Source organism: Bacillus sp. RAR_M1_44, assembly GCF_020165935.1.
In the GTDB taxonomy this organism is placed as follows: domain Bacteria; phylum Bacillota; class Bacilli; order Bacillales; family Bacillaceae; genus Bacillus; species Bacillus altitudinis.
On the sequence record NZ_JAIUKX010000003.1, the window covers coordinates 200,374 to 218,795 of the forward strand.

The 18,422-nt window shown below is 43.4% G+C and carries 17 protein-coding genes; all 17 read right to left on the bottom strand.

From position 1 onward, the window contains the following. Positions 1-5: 5 nt before the first annotated feature. Positions 6-710, bottom strand: a complete 705-nt coding sequence (gene pyrF, locus LCD34_RS16905; RefSeq protein ID WP_050827246.1) for an orotidine-5'-phosphate decarboxylase — start codon at positions 708-710, stop codon at positions 6-8. Continuing rightward, positions 682-1,614: a dihydroorotate dehydrogenase gene (locus LCD34_RS16910; protein WP_017359348.1), complete on the bottom strand. Its 933-nt coding sequence runs from the start codon at positions 1,612-1,614 to the stop codon at positions 682-684. The genes pyrF and LCD34_RS16910 overlap by 29 nt, the downstream gene beginning before the upstream one ends. Further along, entirely contained in the window at positions 1,608-2,384 is a 777-nt protein-coding gene (locus LCD34_RS16915; protein WP_007499709.1) for a dihydroorotate dehydrogenase electron transfer subunit, read from the bottom strand. Before LCD34_RS16915 ends, LCD34_RS16910 begins: the two co-directional genes overlap by 7 nt. Further along, positions 2,381-5,596, bottom strand: coding sequence for a carbamoyl-phosphate synthase (glutamine-hydrolyzing) large subunit (gene carB / locus LCD34_RS16920; protein ID WP_060832317.1), 3,216 nt, complete (start codon positions 5,594-5,596; stop codon positions 2,381-2,383). Before carB ends, LCD34_RS16915 begins: the two co-directional genes overlap by 4 nt. Then, positions 5,581-6,675, bottom strand: coding sequence for a carbamoyl phosphate synthase small subunit (locus LCD34_RS16925; protein WP_019743288.1), 1,095 nt, complete (start codon positions 6,673-6,675; stop codon positions 5,581-5,583). Before LCD34_RS16925 ends, carB begins: the two co-directional genes overlap by 16 nt. After that, on the bottom strand, positions 6,672-7,958 hold the full coding sequence (locus tag LCD34_RS16930; protein ID WP_079919230.1) for a dihydroorotase: 1,287 nt from the start codon (positions 7,956-7,958) through the stop codon (positions 6,672-6,674). Before LCD34_RS16930 ends, LCD34_RS16925 begins: the two co-directional genes overlap by 4 nt. Next, positions 7,942-8,865 (bottom strand): aspartate carbamoyltransferase catalytic subunit, encoded by a 924-nt coding sequence (locus LCD34_RS16935; protein WP_017359350.1) that lies wholly within the window; start codon positions 8,863-8,865, stop codon positions 7,942-7,944. Before LCD34_RS16935 ends, LCD34_RS16930 begins: the two co-directional genes overlap by 17 nt. Before the next feature lie 130 nt (positions 8,866-8,995). Further along, a complete protein-coding gene (locus tag LCD34_RS16940) occupies positions 8,996-10,324 on the bottom strand; it encodes a solute carrier family 23 protein (RefSeq protein ID WP_017359351.1) in 1,329 nt (442 codons plus the stop codon). Between the two features lie 155 nt (positions 10,325-10,479). Beyond that, positions 10,480-11,022 (bottom strand): bifunctional pyr operon transcriptional regulator/uracil phosphoribosyltransferase PyrR, encoded by a 543-nt coding sequence (pyrR, locus tag LCD34_RS16945; protein ID WP_007499718.1) that lies wholly within the window; start codon positions 11,020-11,022, stop codon positions 10,480-10,482. Between the two features lie 170 nt (positions 11,023-11,192). Then, positions 11,193-12,107 (bottom strand): RluA family pseudouridine synthase, encoded by a 915-nt coding sequence (locus tag LCD34_RS16950; RefSeq protein WP_074042037.1) that lies wholly within the window; start codon positions 12,105-12,107, stop codon positions 11,193-11,195. Beyond that, positions 12,104-12,571, bottom strand: a complete 468-nt coding sequence (gene lspA, locus LCD34_RS16955; RefSeq protein ID WP_008344942.1) for a signal peptidase II — start codon at positions 12,569-12,571, stop codon at positions 12,104-12,106. The genes LCD34_RS16950 and lspA overlap by 4 nt, the downstream gene beginning before the upstream one ends. 94 nt (positions 12,572-12,665) lie before the next feature. Then, a complete protein-coding gene (locus tag LCD34_RS16960) occupies positions 12,666-13,040 on the bottom strand; it encodes a TraR/DksA family transcriptional regulator (RefSeq protein WP_144610134.1) in 375 nt (124 codons plus the stop codon). 160 nt (positions 13,041-13,200) lie between these two features. Then, entirely contained in the window at positions 13,201-15,966 is a 2,766-nt protein-coding gene (gene ileS, locus LCD34_RS16965) for an isoleucine--tRNA ligase (RefSeq protein WP_008344945.1), read from the bottom strand. Between the two features lie 356 nt (positions 15,967-16,322). Beyond that, positions 16,323-16,817 carry a DivIVA domain-containing protein gene (locus tag LCD34_RS16970; protein WP_008344947.1) on the bottom strand — a complete coding sequence of 165 codons (495 nt, stop codon included), beginning with the start codon at positions 16,815-16,817 and terminating at the stop codon, positions 16,323-16,325. A 26-nt stretch (positions 16,818-16,843) separates the two neighbouring features. Continuing rightward, a complete protein-coding gene (locus LCD34_RS16975) occupies positions 16,844-17,620 on the bottom strand; it encodes an RNA-binding protein (protein WP_057079575.1) in 777 nt (258 codons plus the stop codon). 54 nt (positions 17,621-17,674) lie between these two features. Beyond that, complete coding sequence (locus tag LCD34_RS16980) at positions 17,675-17,956, bottom strand: YggT family protein (RefSeq protein ID WP_017367203.1); 282 nt, start codon at positions 17,954-17,956, stop codon at positions 17,675-17,677. 6 nt (positions 17,957-17,962) lie between these two features. Continuing rightward, positions 17,963-18,421, bottom strand: a complete 459-nt coding sequence (sepF, locus tag LCD34_RS16985; RefSeq protein WP_017359354.1) for a cell division protein SepF — start codon at positions 18,419-18,421, stop codon at positions 17,963-17,965. Between the last annotated feature and the right edge of the window lies 1 nt (position 18,422).

Here is an 18,422-nt window from a genome sequence, read left to right on the forward strand (position 1 = left end):
GGCAGTCACTCCCACTCTTTCAAAATTTGTTGATAAGCTTCCACTGGGTTTGTGGCTTTTGTGATCGATCTTCCCACAACAATCTGTGAAACACCCTGCTCTTTGGCAAAAGCAGGTGTCGCCACACGCTTTTGGTCATCCGTTTGATCATTTGGTAAGCGAATTCCTGGTGTGACAGTGAGAAAGGAAGGAGAGATTTGTTCATGAAGCTGTTTTGATTCATGAACAGAGCACACCACACCATCAAGTCCACTTTCATATGCCAATTGTCCATAATGAAGCACCGCCTCTTGCAATGGGCGGTCAATTAGTAATTCTTTTTTCATCATATCTTCTGACGTGCTTGTCAGCTGGGTCACTGCAATAATGCCTGGGCGATTTTGGCCGGCAGGGGTTCCGCTTTCAAGCCCCTCTATGGCCGCCTGCATCATTCTTTTCCCGCCGGCTGCATGCACATTCACCAAATCAACACCAAGTGCAGCAAGCCGGTTCATCGCTTTTTGCACGGTTGTTGGAATGTCATGAAGCTTCAGATCAAGGAAAATACGGCAATTTTTTTCTTTCAGTGCGTCAATAATGGCAGGACCTTCTTGGTAAAACAGCTCCATGCCAACCTTTACGAATAATGGAGTACCTTCAAAACGATCTAAAAAGGCGTGCGCCTCCTGTCCTGATGGAAAATCAAGCGCGATGATGGGCAAGTGCTTCATGTTTCCAGCTCCTTCCGATGCATTCCTCTACAGATGAATACCCATAAGCCGCTAACACATTCGGCAGTTCATCAATGATTTCCGGGCAAATAAATGGGTTCACAAAATTGGCTGTCCCAACAGCTACCGCACTTGCACCAGCTAGTAAAAATTCAAGTACATCTTCAGCGCTTTGCACCCCGCCCATCCCAATAATCGGAATAGAAACGGCCTGACTGACCTCATGCACCATTCGGATGGCAACAGGTTTTACAGCAGGACCTGATAATCCGCCTGTTTTATTGGCAAGAATGGGTTTGCCTGTTTTTAAATCTAAACGCATCCCAATCAAGGTATTGATCATGGTGAGTCCATCCGCTCCAGCCGATTCAATCGCTTTAGCAATCTCAACGATATTGGCTACATTAGGTGACAGCTTCACATAAACAGGAACGGAGGAAACTTCCTTGACAGCTTTTGTCAATGTGGCCGCCATTTCTGGATCGGTCCCAAAGGCAATTCCGCCTGTTTTCACATTCGGACACGAGATATTCAGTTCAAGGGCGTGAACATTGCTTGCTTGACTAATTTGCTTTGCTACTTCAACATAATCATCAACTTGTGATCCAGCAACATTGGCAATAATAGGGGTATCGAACTGCTCAAGCCAAGGTAATTCATGTTCAAGCACGCCTTTTAGACCTGGATTTTGGAGACCAATCGCATTCAGCATACCGGCTCCTGTCTCAGCTACCCTAGGTGTCGGGTTGCCAAATCTCGGTTCAAGGGTCGTGGCTTTAATCATGATGCCGCCCAGCAAGGAAAGGTCATATAATGATGCGAATTCTTTTCCAAATCCAAAACAGCCTGATGCAGGAATGATTGGATTTTTTAAAGATAAGCCAGGTAATTCGATGTTTAGCATGATAGCGCCACCTCCTCCGCTTTAAAAACAGGTCCATCCAGACAAACTTTAACGTACGGTTTCTCGTGCTGATCGGTATGACAGACACAAGCAAAGCATGCACCGATTCCGCAGCCCATTCGTTCTTCCATTGAAATATAGACAGGCTTATCGGGATAAGAGTCTTTTAGTGCTTTTAACATAGGTGTCGGTCCACAGGAAAGCAAGACATCAAAGTCCAGCTCATTCTCTTCAATGACATTTGTCACGAAACCTTTCGAACCATATGTCCCATCAACGGTTGCGATAAACGTATCTCCGAGTGCTTGAAACTTCTCCTCATAAAATACATCCTTTTTCGATTGAAAACCGAGAACATGTTTTACGATGACGCCTTTTTTCGTTAACCGCTTAGACAGTTCATATAACGGAGGCACACCGATTCCTCCACCGACTAATAATGCAGTCTGTCCGGCCTGAACGACTGAAGGGTCATAGCCGTTTCCAAGCGGTCCTAACACATCGACTGACTCTCCCGCCCGCTTTTGGGAAAGGAGCTTTGTGCCCTCTCCCTCTGCGCGGTAAATGATGGTTGCTTCTTGCTTTTCGGCATGAATGTTGGCAATACTGATCGGTCTTCTCAGCAGCGGTGTCATGGATTCACTGACCTTTATATGAAGAAACTGTCCAGCTGTTTGAAAGGATTCAACAAGATCACCCTTTAATGTCATTTCGTAAATATGATCAGCGATCTCTCGGTTTGAGACGACCGTCAAGTATGCTTTTTTCATATCGTTACTGTCACCTCAGCATTCGTTTTCACTTCTGGCATTTCATCTGCTCTAAATGTCATGCTCTCTAGCACTCTTAAAATCGCTTCTGCTGTATCTAGTGACGTTAAGCAAGCGACACCATTTTCAACAGATTCACGTCTAATTCTAAAGCCGTCTCTTGCCGGCTGTTTTCCTTTTGTTAAGGTGTTGATGACAAATTGGGCTTCACCATTTCGAATGACATCCAGCAGATTCTTTCCTTCTTCTCCTATTTTGCCGACAACACTTGATGGAATAGAGGCTTGTTTTAAGTAATTCGCTGTTCCTTCTGTTGCTAAAATATGATAGCCGATGGAATGGAATCTTCTTGCAATCTCAAGTCCTTCTTCTTTATCTTTATCAGCCACTGTCAGGAGAACCGTTCCGTCTTTTGGAATTTGAATGCCTGATGCAATCAACCCTTTATAGAGGGCTTTTTCGATTGTGACATCTTTCCCCATGACTTCACCTGTTGATTTCATTTCAGGCCCTAGTGTAATATCTACTCTTCTTAGTTTTGCAAAAGAGAAGACTGGAACTTTCACATATACGCCTTCTTGCTCAACATGAAGCCCTTCTTGGTAGCCATAGTTTTTCAGTTTTTCTCCTAAAATAACCTTTGTAGCTAAGTTCGCCATTGGAATGCCTGTAATTTTACTTAAGAATGGGACAGTCCGGCTTGAGCGCGGATTCACTTCAAGTACGTACACTTCTCCTTTTGATAGAACAAATTGAATGTTCAAAAGCCCAATGATGTTAAGGCCTTTTGCGAGTTTAATCGTGTATTCTGCAATCTTCGCTTTGATGTCCTCTGACAAAGTTTGCGGCGGGTAGACCGCAATGGAGTCTCCAGAGTGAACTCCGGCTCTTTCAATGTGTTCCATAATGCCTGGTATGACAACCGTTTCTCCGTCAGACACAGCATCTACTTCAATTTCTTTTCCTGTCAAATACTTGTCAATGAGCACTGGGTGCTGCGGATTGACTTTCACCGCATTCTCCATGTAGTGAAGGAGCTCAGCTTCTTGATACACAATTTCCATTGCACGGCCGCCTAATACATAGGAAGGACGGACAAGCACGGGGTAACCGATTTGATTCGCAATTGCTACTGCCTCTGGCACAGACGTTGCTGTCTTACCTTTTGGCTGCGGCACGCCGAGAGTTTCTAATGTTTGTTCAAACTTGTCACGGTTTTCCGCGCGATCAAGGTCTTCAAGCGATGTTCCAAGTATCTTAACCCCTCTATTTGATAATTCATCTGCTAAGTTAATCGCTGTTTGTCCGCCAAACTGAACGACGACACCTTCTGGTTGTTCAAGGTCGATGATGTGCATCACATCTTCTACAGTGAGTGGTTCAAAGTAGAGCTTATCTGAAATACTAAAGTCTGTTGAGACGGTTTCAGGGTTGTTGTTAATAATAATGGCTTCATAGCCTGCTTGTTTGATTGCCCACACTGAATGAACGGTCGCATAATCAAATTCAACCCCTTGTCCGATTCTGATTGGACCTGAGCCTAGCACGATGACACTTTTCTTATCTGTTCGTTCGGATTCATTTTCATCTTCATATGTGCTGTAGAAATACGGTGTTTCTGATTCAAATTCTGCCGCACATGTGTCCACCATCTTATACACAGGAACGATGCCTGCTTCTGTTCTTAGGTTATAGACATCTGCCTCATTCATATTCCATTCGCGGCTAATATAAATATCTGAGAAACCTTTTTCTTTCGCTTCTTTTAAAACGTCTACATTGCCTTTGTTTTCTTTTAGTGTCTTTTCAAATGCGATGATGCCTTTCAGCTTATGAAGGAAGAAATAATCAATTTTCGAGAATTCATGAATCTGTTCGACGGTATAGCCTCTTCTTAGCGCCTCAGCGATATAAAACAGACGCTCATCTCCTGCTTTGATAATCCGCTTTTCGAGCACTTCGTTCGTAATGTCCGCTTCGTCTTTTAATTCAATGTGATGCACATCCGCTTCAAGTGAACGAACAGCCTTTAAAAGAGACTCTTCTAATGTACGGCCGATCGCCATGACCTCACCCGTTGCTTTCATTTGTGTTCCAAGTCGTCTGTTGGCAGATTCAAATTTATCGAACGGCCAGCGCGGGATTTTTGAAACGATATAGTCGAGTGCTGGTTCGAACGCTGCATATGTTTTACCTGTGACTGGGTTCATCATTTCATCAAGTGTTAGGCCAACTGCGATTTTCGCTGCAAGTTTTGCAATCGGATATCCAGTTGCTTTAGACGCAAGAGCAGAAGAACGGCTCACGCGCGGGTTTACTTCGATAATATAGTATTGGAAGCTGTCTGGATCAATCGCCAGCTGTACGTTACATCCGCCTTCAATGCCAAGTGCACGGATCAGCTTGAGTGACACATTACGAAGCAGCTGATATTCACGATCACTTAGCGTTTGACTTGGTGCCACAACGATACTGTCACCTGTGTGGATGCCGACAGGATCAAAGTTTTCCATGTTACAAACCACAATGGCATGATCTCCGCTGTCACGCATGACCTCATATTCAATTTCTTTAAAGCCTGCGATACTTTTTTCAAGCAAGCATTGTGTCACCGGACTTAACTTCAGTCCATTCTCGACGATTTCTTTTAATTCTTGCTCATTTGTACAAATTCCGCCGCCTGTTCCGCCTAGTGTATAGGCTGGTCTAACAATGACCGGGAAACCGATTTGATCTGTGAATGCCATCGCTTCTTCAAGGTTATGGATGATTTCACTTTCTGGTACAGGTTCATTTAATTCATTCATTAGATTACGGAATAAATCTCTGTCCTCTGCTTTTTGAATAGCTGACAGCTTGGTGCCTAGTACTTCAACACCGCATTCAGCGAGTACACCAAGATCTGATAACTCAACAGCAAGGTTCAATCCAGTTTGTCCGCCAAGTGTCGGCAGAATCGCATCAGGACGTTCTTTTCGAATGATTCGTGTTAAAAATTCTGGTGTCAGTGGTTCGATGTATACCTTATCGGCCATTTCTGTATCTGTCATGATCGTCGCCGGGTTAGAGTTCACAAGAACGACTTCATAGCCCTCTTCTTTTAGCGCTAAGCAAGCCTGTGTGCCTGCATAGTCAAACTCCGCTGCCTGACCGATGATGATTGGACCTGAACCGATCACTAAAATCTTTTTGATATCTACGCGTTTTGGCATACTTCTTCCCCTTCTTTCTCAGTTGTATGAATCATGTCCATGAACTCGTCGAATAAGTAGTTCGCATCTTCTGGACCCGGTGATGCTTCTGGGTGATACTGGACAGTGAATGCTGGTGCTTCTTTATGTTTTAATCCTTCAATGGTATTGTCATTTAGCGCAATATGTGTGACTTCAAGCACGTCTTCATTAATGGCGCTAACCGTGTAACCGTGGTTTTGAGACGTCAAGGTTACCTTGCCAGTTGCTAGTTCTTTGACTGGATGATTGGATCCTCTATGCCCAAATTTCATTTTTTCTGTACTTGCGCCGCACGCAAGCGCGAATAACTGGTGTCCCAGGCAGATACCAAAGAGTGGTACCTTTCCAATCAGCTGCTGAATCATTTCAACTGCTTCTGGCACATCGACTGGATCCCCAGGTCCGTTTGAAAGCATGATGCCATCTGGTTTTAACTGTAATACTTCATCTGCCGTGATATTGTATGGCACCACAATGACATCACAATCTCGCTTATTGAGCTCGCGCAAAATGCCGTGCTTCATGCCGAAATCGACAAGCACAATTCTTTTGCCTCTTCCTGGGCTTGGATACGCATTTTTCACAGATACTTGGCTTACTTGATCTGTTGGTAGCTGCATCGTTTGAAGGCGGCTTACAACGTCTTCTACTTGTTCATCCGGTCCTGCAAAAGCTCCTCTTAATGTACCTGCACTTCGGATCATGCGCGTGAGCTTGCGTGTATCAATGCCGCTAAGACCCGGGATATTTTTCATTTTTAAATACTCATCAAGTGAGTATGAAGAGCGCCAGTTTGAAGGCTTTTCACAAAGCTCTTTCACGATCAGCCCTTTCACAAACGGTGTGATCGATTCAAAATCATCACGGTTAATGCCGTAGTTGCCGATCAGCGGGTAAGTGAGTGTGACAATTTGTCCGCAGTACGACGGGTCAGACAAAATCTCTTGATAGCCTGTCATCCCTGTGTTAAAGACGACTTCTCCGACTGACGGTTCTAAGCTGCCAAAGCCTGTTCCTTCGAATACTGTTCCGTTTTCTAGCACTAAGCGTCTCTTCATTTTACTAGTCTCCCCTCTTCATAAACGACTTTCCCAGATGCAAGTGTCATGACCGGCCATCCTGATACAGTCAATTTGTCAAACGGTGTATTTTGTCCTTTAGATAAGAAGCTTTTTTTGTCAATTGCCATTTCTTTGTTTAAATCAATCAGTGTGATATCAGCGATTTGACCTTCTTCCAGCTTTCCGTATGGAAGAGCAAAGGCTTCTGCTGGTTTGATGGTCATATAATCAACAAGTTCTTTTAATGTCCATTCCCCTGTTTTCACAAAACGTGTGTACAGAAGCGGGAACGCTGTTTCAAGTCCGACAATCCCAAAAGGTGCTCTCTGCATCGTTTCGTTCTTTTCTTCTTCTGTATGCGGTGCATGGTCTGTGGCGATAAAATCAATCGTGCCATCTAAGAGTCCCTCGATCAGTGCCTCGCGATCTTCTGCTCCTCTGAGCGGCGGATTCATTTTATAGTTTGTGTCAAGACCTGGGATGTCTGTATCACATAAGAGCAGGTGATGCGGAGAGACCTCAGCCGTCACACGAATGCCTGCTTTTTTTGCATCGCGTACCACTCGGACGGATTCCTTTGTACTGATATGACATACATGATAATGACAATTCGCTGCTTCTGCTAAGAGGACATCTCTTGCAATATGCACCGATTCACAAATTGACGGTATCCCGTTTAACCCATTTGCTTTTGAAAAGTCTCCTTCATGAACGCATCCTCCATAAATGAGTGAGTTATCTTCACAGTGCGCCACTATGGCTTGATCAAGGCTTGCTGCCTTTTTCATTGCTTCGTACATCATGCCTGCGGTTTGAATACCTACACCGTCATCCGTAAAGGCAAAAGCGCCCGCTTCTTTTAACGCTGCAAAGTCTGTCATCTCTTCGCCAATTTGTCTCGTCGTGATGGAAGCGTATGGCAGTACTCTTACAGAGGAGGTCTCTTTGATTCGATTCATCAGCCATTCCATTTGTTCTTTTGTATCTGGAACTGGCCGTGTATTCGGCATTGCTGCAATGGTCGTATACCCGCCTCTTGCTGCTGCCTTAGAACCTGTTTCAATGGTTTCTTTTTTCTCGCCGCCTGGCTCTCTTAAATGCACATGCAGATCAATCAAACCTGGTGATACAAATAGCCCTGCTGCATCAATGACTTCTTCTCCGTCTTCTCTTTCTAAGTGACCCATTGCTTGAATCACTTTTCCTTCTACCCTAATATCCTGCTGCACTCTTTCCCCTGTGCTTGTTAAGATAAAACCGTTTTTAATGAGATATGACATAGACAGAATCTCTCCCTTTTTGATGTAGTCTGCTATTTTGAAAAGCTCTTTTTAACACAGCCATTCGGATATACACACCATTTTCCATTTGTTTAAAAATCCTTGACTGCTTTGACTCTACTAATGAATCATCTATTTCAACACCTCTATTTACTGGTGCTGGATGCATAATAATCGCTCTTTCTTTCATTTTGCTTGCCCTGTCTACTGTTAATCCATAAGTCGATAAGTAACCCTCGTTGCCCATCTTTTCTGAGTGTCTTTCATGCTGAATTCTCAGCAGCATCACCACGTCAGACCGCTTCATGGCTTCGTCCACTTCGACATACATTCCATGAGGATTTTGTTCATCTTGGAAGGATGCTGGTCCTGAAAAGAGCACTGTCGCTCCTAGTCTTGCGAGGACTTCAGCATTGGACCTTGCCACCCTGCTATGTTTGATATCACCATGAATCGAGATCGTTAAGCCTTCAAAACCGCCAAACTCTTCAAAGATCGTCATCAAATCCAGCAATGATTGTGTAGGGTGCTGTCCGCAGCCATCTCCCGCATTAATGATTGGAATCCCGACCTTCCCAATCAGCTCTTTGTAATATTCGTCGGTACTGTCTCTGATGACACATGCCTTGACTCCGATGGATTCAAGTGTTTTCACTGTATCGTAAAGGGTCTCTCCCTTTTGAACAGAGGTACTTGCTGCGTCTAGGTTCAGCACATTCATTCCAAGTTTCTTCTCTGCCACCTCAAAGCTAAAACGCGTTCTTGTACTTGGTTCAAAGAAGAGGTTCGCTACAAATTCACCTGCTAAACCATGTTCCTGTTTCCCTTTTTTCAATGCACATGCTTCTTCAATCAGCTGTAAAATTTCTTCCTTTGACAAGCTGCTCATTGTCGATAAATCATTCATTTTTTCTGCCCCCTCTAGTTTTTCATCACTTTCAGGTTTAAAAAAACCCTAAGCCTCGGCAGCTTAGGGTTCTCCAAAAGAAGCAGGGGTGCTTTCGCACGTTCTGCTCCGTTTAGAACCCTTGTCAGCCTCACTGGACTTCTTTTAAAAGGTTTTCGGTATTCGATTCATTTGACTCATCATCTTCTGCCTTCTGATGCGGCAGAATCAGGTTTAGCAGGACGCCAGTAATGGCAGCGAGTGCCATTCCTGACAGCGTCAGATTGATTTGTTTCACCTCAATGAATGCCCCGCCAATTCCAATGACTAAGATGACTGATGCGATAATGAGATTGCGCTTTTCTTCAAAATTCACTTTATGATCAATCAGGATTCGCAGTCCGCTTGAGGCTATGATTCCAAAGAGCAGGAACGAAACGCCCCCCATAACCGCGGATGGTACTGTACTGATTAATGCTGAAATTTTCCCAACAAAGCCGAAGCAGATCGCAAACACCGCTGCTCCGCCGATGACGAAGATACTGAACACTCTTGTGATCGCAAGGACGCCAATGTTCTCTCCATAAGTCGTTGTTGGAGGTCCGCCGATGAGTGAAGCGAAGATTGTCGCCGCACTGTCTCCTAAAATGGAGCGATGAAGACCTGGTTTTTTAATAAAATCTTGTCCAACAACTTTGCTTAACACGACTTGATGGCCGATGTGCTCAGACATGGTCACAAAGGCAACTGGCACCATCACTGTGAGAATGCTTAAGGTCACAGCAGGAGTATAGTCGACAAATGGTACAACAAAGTCTGGTACAGCAAACCATTTTGCAGCAATGACCGGCTGGAAGTTCACAATGCCTTGTGTTAAGGCAAAGAGGTAGCCGCTGATAATGCCGATTAAGACTGGAATCAAGCTAAGGAATCCTCTTAGGAAGATCATACTAATAATGGTGACAGCGAGTGTGAAGCCTGCAACCATTAAGTGCTTCAGGCTGTAAACAAGCTCCTTTGCATTCGGATCCACGTACATCGCCATGTTAACAGCTGTTCCAGCGAGTCCGAGTCCGATGACCATAATGACGGGTCCTACAACGACAGGCGGCAGAAGCTTCATTAGCCAGCCTGTGCCAAGCCATTTGATAAATAATGCGATGAGTGCATATGCCACACCAGCCATAAAGGCACCTACCATTGCGGCTCCAGGGCCGCCGGTGGCTTTTACATTCAAGATAGGGGCGATAAAGGCAAAGGACGATCCAAGATACGCCGGAATCTGCCCTCTTGTGATGATTAAGTACACAATGGTTCCAACCCCGCTTGAGATGAGCGCAACGGCTGGGCTCATATCAATGATCTTTGGTACAAGAATGGTTGCACCAAACATGGCAAACAAGTGCTGCAGGCTGAGTGACAGCCATGTGAACGGTTTTGGGATATCTCGAATGCCTAAATTGGCTTTTTGCTGACTCATGATTTTCCTCCTAGATGTGTCCTTTTTCATTAAAAAAGCCTCTTTGCGAGTATGCGCAAAGAGGCCTAGAAAAACCGTACACGTCACTTTAGTCGTGTGCTCGGTGTCTCTGTTATTGCCCTCTTTGCAAACTCTCTGGAATGCATTTAAAAAGGTTATTTTTCATATATAGCGACAAGGTCGTTTTGATCTACTTCATTGAGCTGAACCATGACTGTCTCTGCTTTTGATGTCGGGATGTTTTTCCCGATATAATCTGCCCGAATCGGCAGCTCCCGGTGTCCCCGGTCGACTAGAACAGCTAGCTGAATGGAAGATGGTCTTCCTACATCCACAAGCGCATCCATAGCCGCTCTGACGGTTCTACCTGTGAACAGCACATCATCAACGACAATGAGTGTTTTGTCATTAATGTCAGCTGGGATGTCTGCACCCTTGACAAGCGGGTCTTGGTTCTCTGTCTTTTTTGTCAGGTCATCACGGTATAGCGTAATATCAAGTTCACCCACAGTCACTGGGTTTCCTTCAATTTGCTCGATGCGCTCTGCAAGGCGCTTTGCAAGATGAATACCTCTTGTCTTGATCCCGGCCAGGATGACATCCTTCATCCCTTTGTTGCGCTCAATCATTTCATGTGCAATACGGGTAAGCGCTCGTCTTATCGCTTGTTCATCAAGAATGACTGCTTTTTGTTCCATCTTTTACACCTCTTTTTGACAAATAAAAAGCCCCTTCTGCAAAGGGCAGAGAGGGGCGCTCATTTGTGCATACTCGTGCACAAATTGATCCGTTATCCTTCTCAGCCTCTCTGGACTGTTTTAAAGAATCTCAATTTCTTCGTTTATTATTTCAAAAAAAGAACGGCCTGTCAATCGTTATTTCTTAATGAATCGATAAAGCCCTGCATATCAGCTGGAATTGGAGCTGTAAACTCCATATATTCTCCTGTTCTAGGGTGATCAAATCCTAACACGCCTGCATGCAGCAGTTGTCCATTGAAATCAACCGTTTTTCTCGGGCCATATTTTGGATCTCCGGCAAGCGGATAGCCAATGTATTTCATATGAACACGAATTTGGTGGGTTCTTCCTGTTTCAAGGCGGCATTCTACAACGGTAAAGTCTTTAAAGCGCTCCATCACATCAAAATGAGTGACTGCCTGCTTTGCATTTTCTTTTGTGACCGTCATGCTTTGGCGATCTTTTTTGTCTCGACCAATTGGTGCATCAATCGTTCCAGTATCATGCTGAATGATGCCATGAACAACGGCTGTGTATTTTCTAGTGACCGTTTTCGCCACCAGCTGATTGACGAGTGATTCATGCGCCATATCATTTTTTGCGACCATTAAAAGCCCTGACGTATCTTTATCAATCCGGTGGACAATTCCTGGTCTCATCACACCATTAATGCCTGACAAATCATTGCAATGAGCCATGAGGCCATTGACAAGAGTACCTGTCACATGTCCTGGTGCTGGATGAACGACCATTCCTCTTGGTTTATTGACCACTAGTACATCTTCATCCTCATAATAAATATCAAGATCCATTGATTCCGCTTCTACATCTAGTGCTTCTGGATCTGGAATCTCTACTTTGATTTGATCTCCAGCTTGTACTTTATAATTGGCCTTCACTTGTTTTCCATTTACTTCGATGAGCCCATCTTTCACCCACTGCTGGACTTGGGTTCTTGACCATTCTGGTTCAGTTGTGCTTAAAAATTTATCAAGCCGTTCACTCGTTTGTTCTTCTGAAACGGCAATGTTTACTTGATTCATGTAGTTGACTCCTTATTTTTCTTTCCATCTAAAAGCATTTGAATAAAGAGCAGAATGACCCCCACACATAGAGAGGAATCTGCGATATTAAAGATTGGATAATGATAATCCCCAAATACGAAATGAGCAAAATCAACCACTTCTTGACGGAAAATACGGTCAATAAAGTTTCCAATCGCTCCGCCAAGCATTAAGGCAAGCGCTACGCCAAGTAGCTTGTCCTTTTGTCCATGTTTTTGCAAATAATAAACAATTCCTGCAATAACAACGAGTGTGATCACATAGAAAAACCACATTTGTCCTTGGAGAATCCCCCATGCGGCTCCTGAATTTCGGTGGGATGTGATGTAAAAGAAGCCATCAATCACAGGAATAGAATCACCGAGCATCATATGTTTGACAATGAGCCATTTTGTTAATTGATCTAAACAAATTATCACGAATGCGATTATGTAATAGAACACACACGTTCCTCCATCTTCATACTTTGGTCTTTAAGCATTTTATCAAGAAAACAGGATGGAGTAAAGAAACTTTAGTTGACAGACAAAAACCTCCCTACATGTGGAAGGCTTCAAAATGAGAATCGTTTGATTCGTGAGGATAAGGGGTGAATGATTTTTTCTCGTATTGCTTATGATATAAAAAGTCGTCAGTCGTACGAGCAGTCGGAAGAATACTCATTTGTTCAATGGGCATTGTATGCCCAGTCGCCTCACATATGCCATAAGTTCCTTGTTCAATTTTTGCAATCGCGAGCGAAACATCTTGCAGTTCTTCTTTGATGTGATAAAGAAGCGTGGTCGTTTTTGCTTGATCGAACGTGACATGTTCAGCGGGTGAACGCAATGATGCATATTCAAACAGTTTCGATTGCAGTTCTTCTCTCATTTGAAGGAGTTCCATGTAAATCGTCTCTAGATCGCCATTCATGTCGCTGTTTCAACTCCTGCCCTGTCGTGATAATCATATTGTTGCCCCGCCTGTTTACTTTAAAGCCATAAGATTTTTCCTTTCGTTCTAAACGCTGTCATTTTCTCTATATCAAAAACGCCCCGCTATATGCGGGGCGCTAGTTGGTGATATTGTGCTGTTAATTCTGGTAATATTTCTCCACAATTTCAGCATTTTTGAGCGACAATGTTGGGTATTTTGGATTTGCGCCAACATCTTTTGAAATAATGCGGGAGCGTTCGCACAGTTCGCCTTCTGCTTTTTGAACAACAATACGTCCTGATGTGTATTCAGGCGCTGATGCGTCTGCATGTTTCTCATCTTCTACTGTTAATTCAGAAATGATGAAGAGCTGCTTCACATCTTCTTTAATGGATGCAAGAAGGTTTTTCACTTCCTCTGTTGCATAAAGGGTCACACTTGCTTCAAGTGAACGTCCGATGACTTTCTCATTACGCGCAATTTCCAGCGCTTTTAGCACATCGTCACGTACTTCCATAAAGCGGTCAAACTTCACTTCTGTCGCTTCTGCTTGAGGAACAGCTACACCTTCTGGCATATCTGTTAACTGAACACTTGGCTCTTCAACAAAGCTTAAGTGGCTCCATAGTTCATCTGCTGTATGCGGAAGAATTGGTGCTGTCAGCTTCACTAACGCCATTAATGTTTCGTAGAAGACCGTTTGCATGCTGCGGCGGTCTGGATGATCCGCATGCTCAATGTATACCACATCTTTTGCAAAATCGAGATAGAAAGAGCTAAGCTCAATCGTACAGAAGTTGTGGATGGCATGATAGACAACCGCAAATTCGTAATCATCATAAGCTTTTTTCACTTTATCAATCAATTTGTTTAATTTGATTAAGATATATTGGTCCACTTCGCGAAGCTCTTCGACTGGTACTGCATTGACTGCTGGATCAAAGTCAAACAGGTTACCATGCAAGAAGCGGAACGTGTTACGGATTTTACGATAAACTTCTGCGACTTGTTTTAAAATGTCATCAGACACTGGATGATCGGCTTGATAGTTGACAGAAGAGACCCAAAGTCTAAGAATCTCCGCACCAAGCTGCTTCGCCACTTTCGTCGGATCAATCGTATTGCCTAATGATTTACTCATCTTGCGTCCTTCTTTATCAAGCGTAAAGCCATGGCTGAGAACACCTTTATATGGCGCTTTTCCAGTGACAGCAACTGCTGTAGATAAAGATGAGTTAAACCACCCGCGATATTGATCAGAACCTTCAAGGTAAAGGTCTGCCGGACGAACAAGGTCATCTCGTTCTTCTAATACCGCTTGGTGAGAAGAACCAGAATCAAACCATACATCCATGATATCTTGCTCTTTTGTAAATTCACCATTCGGGCTGCCTGGATGTGTAAAGCCTTCAGGCAATAATTCTTTTGCTTCTTTTTCAAACCAAATATTCGAGCCATGTTCTCTAAATAATTGAGAGACGTGCTGAATCGTTTCATCTGTGATGATTGGCTCACCATTTTCAGCATAGAAGACTGGGATTGGAACGCCCCATACACGCTGTCTTGAAATGCACCAGTCACCTCTGTCACGCACCATATTGAACAGGCGCGTTTCGCCCCAAGCTGGAACCCATTTCGTTTCTTTAATATTATCTAATAGTGCTTCTCTGAAATCTTTAATGGAAGCAAACCACTGAGCAGTTGCACGATAAATTGTTGGTTTTTTCGTTCTCCAGTCATGCGGATAGGAGTGCGTGATAAAGTCGAGCTTTTTCAATGCGCCTTTTGCTTCAAGCTGTTCTGTGATGGCTTTATTGGCATCCTCGTAGAATAGTCCTTCAAAACCAGGTGCTTCTTCTGTCATCACACCTTTTTCATCTACTGGACATAACACATCAAGACCGTACTTCATACTTACGATAAAGTCATCTTCCCCGTGACCTGGCGCTGTGTGAACACAGCCTGTTCCTGCATCTGTTGTGACGTGATCGCCAAGCATCACAAGAGAATCTCTATCGTAAATTGGATGTGCTGCAACGACCTTATCTAATTCTTTACCTTTTAAGGTTTTCACAACTTCGTACTCTTCAAATCCAAGTGTTTTTGCCACTTGTTCAACTAGCTCAGATGCGATGACATATCGCTCAGCACCCACTTGAAGCACACTGTACTCTAGGTTTGGATGTACACAAATGCCAAGGTTTGCAGGAAGTGTCCAAGGTGTTGTTGTCCAGATGATGAACTGCTCGCCGTTTTCAAGTACGCCTTTGCCATCTTTCACTTTAAATGATACGTAAATCGATGGTGAACGTTTGTCCTTGTATTCAATTTCTGCTTCAGCAAGTGCTGATTCACTTGATGGAGACCAGTTAACAGGCTTAAGACCTTTGTAAATATAGCCTCTTTTCGCCATTTCACCAAAGACAAGAATTTGCTGCGCTTCGTATTCAGGCTTCAATGTCACATATGGATTGTCCCAGTCTGCTCTTACGCCCAAACGTTTAAACTGATTGCGCTGACCTTCGATTTGTTTCCAAGCATACTCCTCACATAGTTTACGGAATTCTGCTGTCGACATTTCTTTGCGTTTGACTTTTTTATTTTTCGTAAGGGCTGTTTCAATCGGTAAGCCATGTGTATCCCAGCCCGGTACATACGGTGCATGGAATCCATTCATTGATTTAAAACGGACAATAAAATCTTTGAGGATTTTATTGAGTGCGTGCCCCATATGAATGTCACCATTCGCATATGGAGGTCCATCATGCAAAATAAAGGTCGGGCGTCCTTTTGTCCGCTCTAAAACCATTTGATAGATGTCTTTTTCTGCCCACTCCTCTTGGATTTCAGGCTCTTTGTTCGGCAGGTTCCCTCTCATCGGGAATTCTGTTTTTGGCATTAATAAGGTGTCTTTGTAGTTCATACCTATTCCTCCACATGCAAATTCGTATTAAAAAACAATAAAAAAAGCCCTCTCATCCCATAAGGGACGAGAAGGCTTGTCTCGCGGTACCACCCTTTTAGACAAGCGCTTTGAAATTGCCGCTTATCCACTCTAAAATCGTAACGTGATCAGACGCCTTTTCTTACTCATTCATTTCAGAAAAGGAACTAAAGGGGTGATCTCGTTGCAGCGTTTCGTAATGTCAGGCTTCCACCGTCCCTGATTCGCTTTATTACGCATGTAACCGCTGCGAGTGTCCCTTTCAAACGTTTATCTCTTGTTAATTTATGATGGTATTATATGCAACATGAGCACTTCATGTCAAGATGATGCGCTTATTCTTTTTCGTCAAAGACAGCGTCAACTTCATATTCCAGCAAATGATCCCAATCATCATTTTTCAGAAGATCAAGCTGAGCTTCGATGAGCATTTGGAAACGAGTTCTAAAGACTTTCGACTGTTTCTTGAGCTCTTCGATTTCCATAGCAATCTTTCTTGATTTTGATAACGCTTCGTTGATAATACGGTCTGCATTTTTCTCAGCTTCACGAATGATCAATTTCGCTTCTTTATCAGAATGACGCTTCACGTCTTCTGCTGCTTCTTGCGCCACAAGAATGGATTTGTTTAATGTTTCTTCAATTGTTGCAAAATGGCCTAGTCTTTCATCAAGCTCGTTGACTTTGTCTTCAAGCTCATTCTTTTTGCGAAGTACGATCTCGTAATCTTTACGTACTTGGCTTAAAAACTCATTTACTTCATCTTCGTCATAGCCGCGAAAACTTTTTGTGAACGTTTTATTATGAATATCATTAGGTGTTAATGGCAATCTTGCCACCTCCAGATTCAAATTCGTTATGTCAGAAGCTCAAATGTTACTTTGAATTTATCTTTTTTCGTCTTCCCATCAATTGTTTTTAAGCTAAAGCGGCCAAATCCCCTGACAGAGAGCTGATCACCTTCACCAATTGTAAAGGAAGGGTCTTCAGTGACTTTCCAGTTTACTTTGACAAGACCATTTTTGACCAAAAGCTGTGCTTTTTGCCGAGACTGACGGCTAACAGCAGCACATACAGCGTCAAGCCGCAGTGAAGAAATCGTATCTTCTTTGATATCGGTTTTGCTGATGACTGGCTGAAGATCTGCCTTGCTAATTTCCTCTAATGAAACAGATGCTCTGCCGACATGCGTCAGCTGAGCCCGAACAAAATCGGCAACATCGCTTGTACAAATAAATTGCACGTTGTCCTCTGAAAACAACAAATCACCGAATTTTTGACGCTTCAGGCCTGTCCCAATGAGCGAACCGAGAAGATTGGGGTGTTCTATAGAAATAAACTTTTTCGCATAGTTCACCTGAAAATAAGTCAGTTCAAAATCCTGTATGGTCGGTGCTAAATAATCAGGATAGATCAAAGCCCTTTTCCGCTCTGCTTCCTCATACCCGCCAAAAAACATGAGACCCAGTTCATCAGAATGCTGAATCACGGACTGGGTAATGAACTGCTCACGCGGATCAAGAAAGTCTGTTAATTTCATTCGATATTGTTCGAGTGCGATGTTTTTCCAGCCTAATACTTGGTCGACAAATGGCTGTTCGTCTTTTCTAAAATGTTGATAAATATCGCTCATTTTGTTCCCCTTTTATGTAAAAGAGCCTGGCAGATGCCAAGCCCGGCAGCCTGTTTACATGAATCGTACAATCATATTATAAAGACCAGTTAGTCCATACAATGATGCGAAACGAATCACAAGCAATGCCACAATTGGCGAGATGTCAATCATGCCAATTGGCGGAATAATTTTACGGAATGGTTCTAAATACGGTTCGCAAATGTTTGTCAAGAAGCGGCCAATCGCTGTTTCTCTTGCAGATGGTACCCATGACATAAAGATGTAAATAATGATCGCGAATGAGTAAATCGTTAATACAGTCTGTAGAAACTGAAAAATGTAATATAGAATCACTTTGGTTTACCACCTCTGAGGTTCTTCCTCTGTCAATAGCTCTGATATTGTGCCAGATACATCCACATTATCAGGAGTGCAGAGGAATATATTCGAGCCAATACGCTGAATGTCTCCACCGATTGCATAAACCGTTCCGCTTAAGAAATCGATGATTCGCTTTGCTTGATCGTGCTGAATGCGCTGCAAATTGACGACGACTGCACGCCGATTTTTAATATGATCTGCAATCTCTTGAGCCTCTGCATAAACACGCGGCTCACTTAACACCACTTTAGAGGATTTTTGCACGCTTTGCAAGCTGACGACATTTTGTTTTCCTGCCTGAGGACGCTCTTGAAATGCCGCTTTATCTTTTGTGTTTTTTTCTTCTTGTGCTGGTTCTCTTTCTTCATCAATATATTCGTACTCATACTCTTCATCATCGAGTGTGAAGAAGCTTTTAAACTTATTTTTTATGCTCATG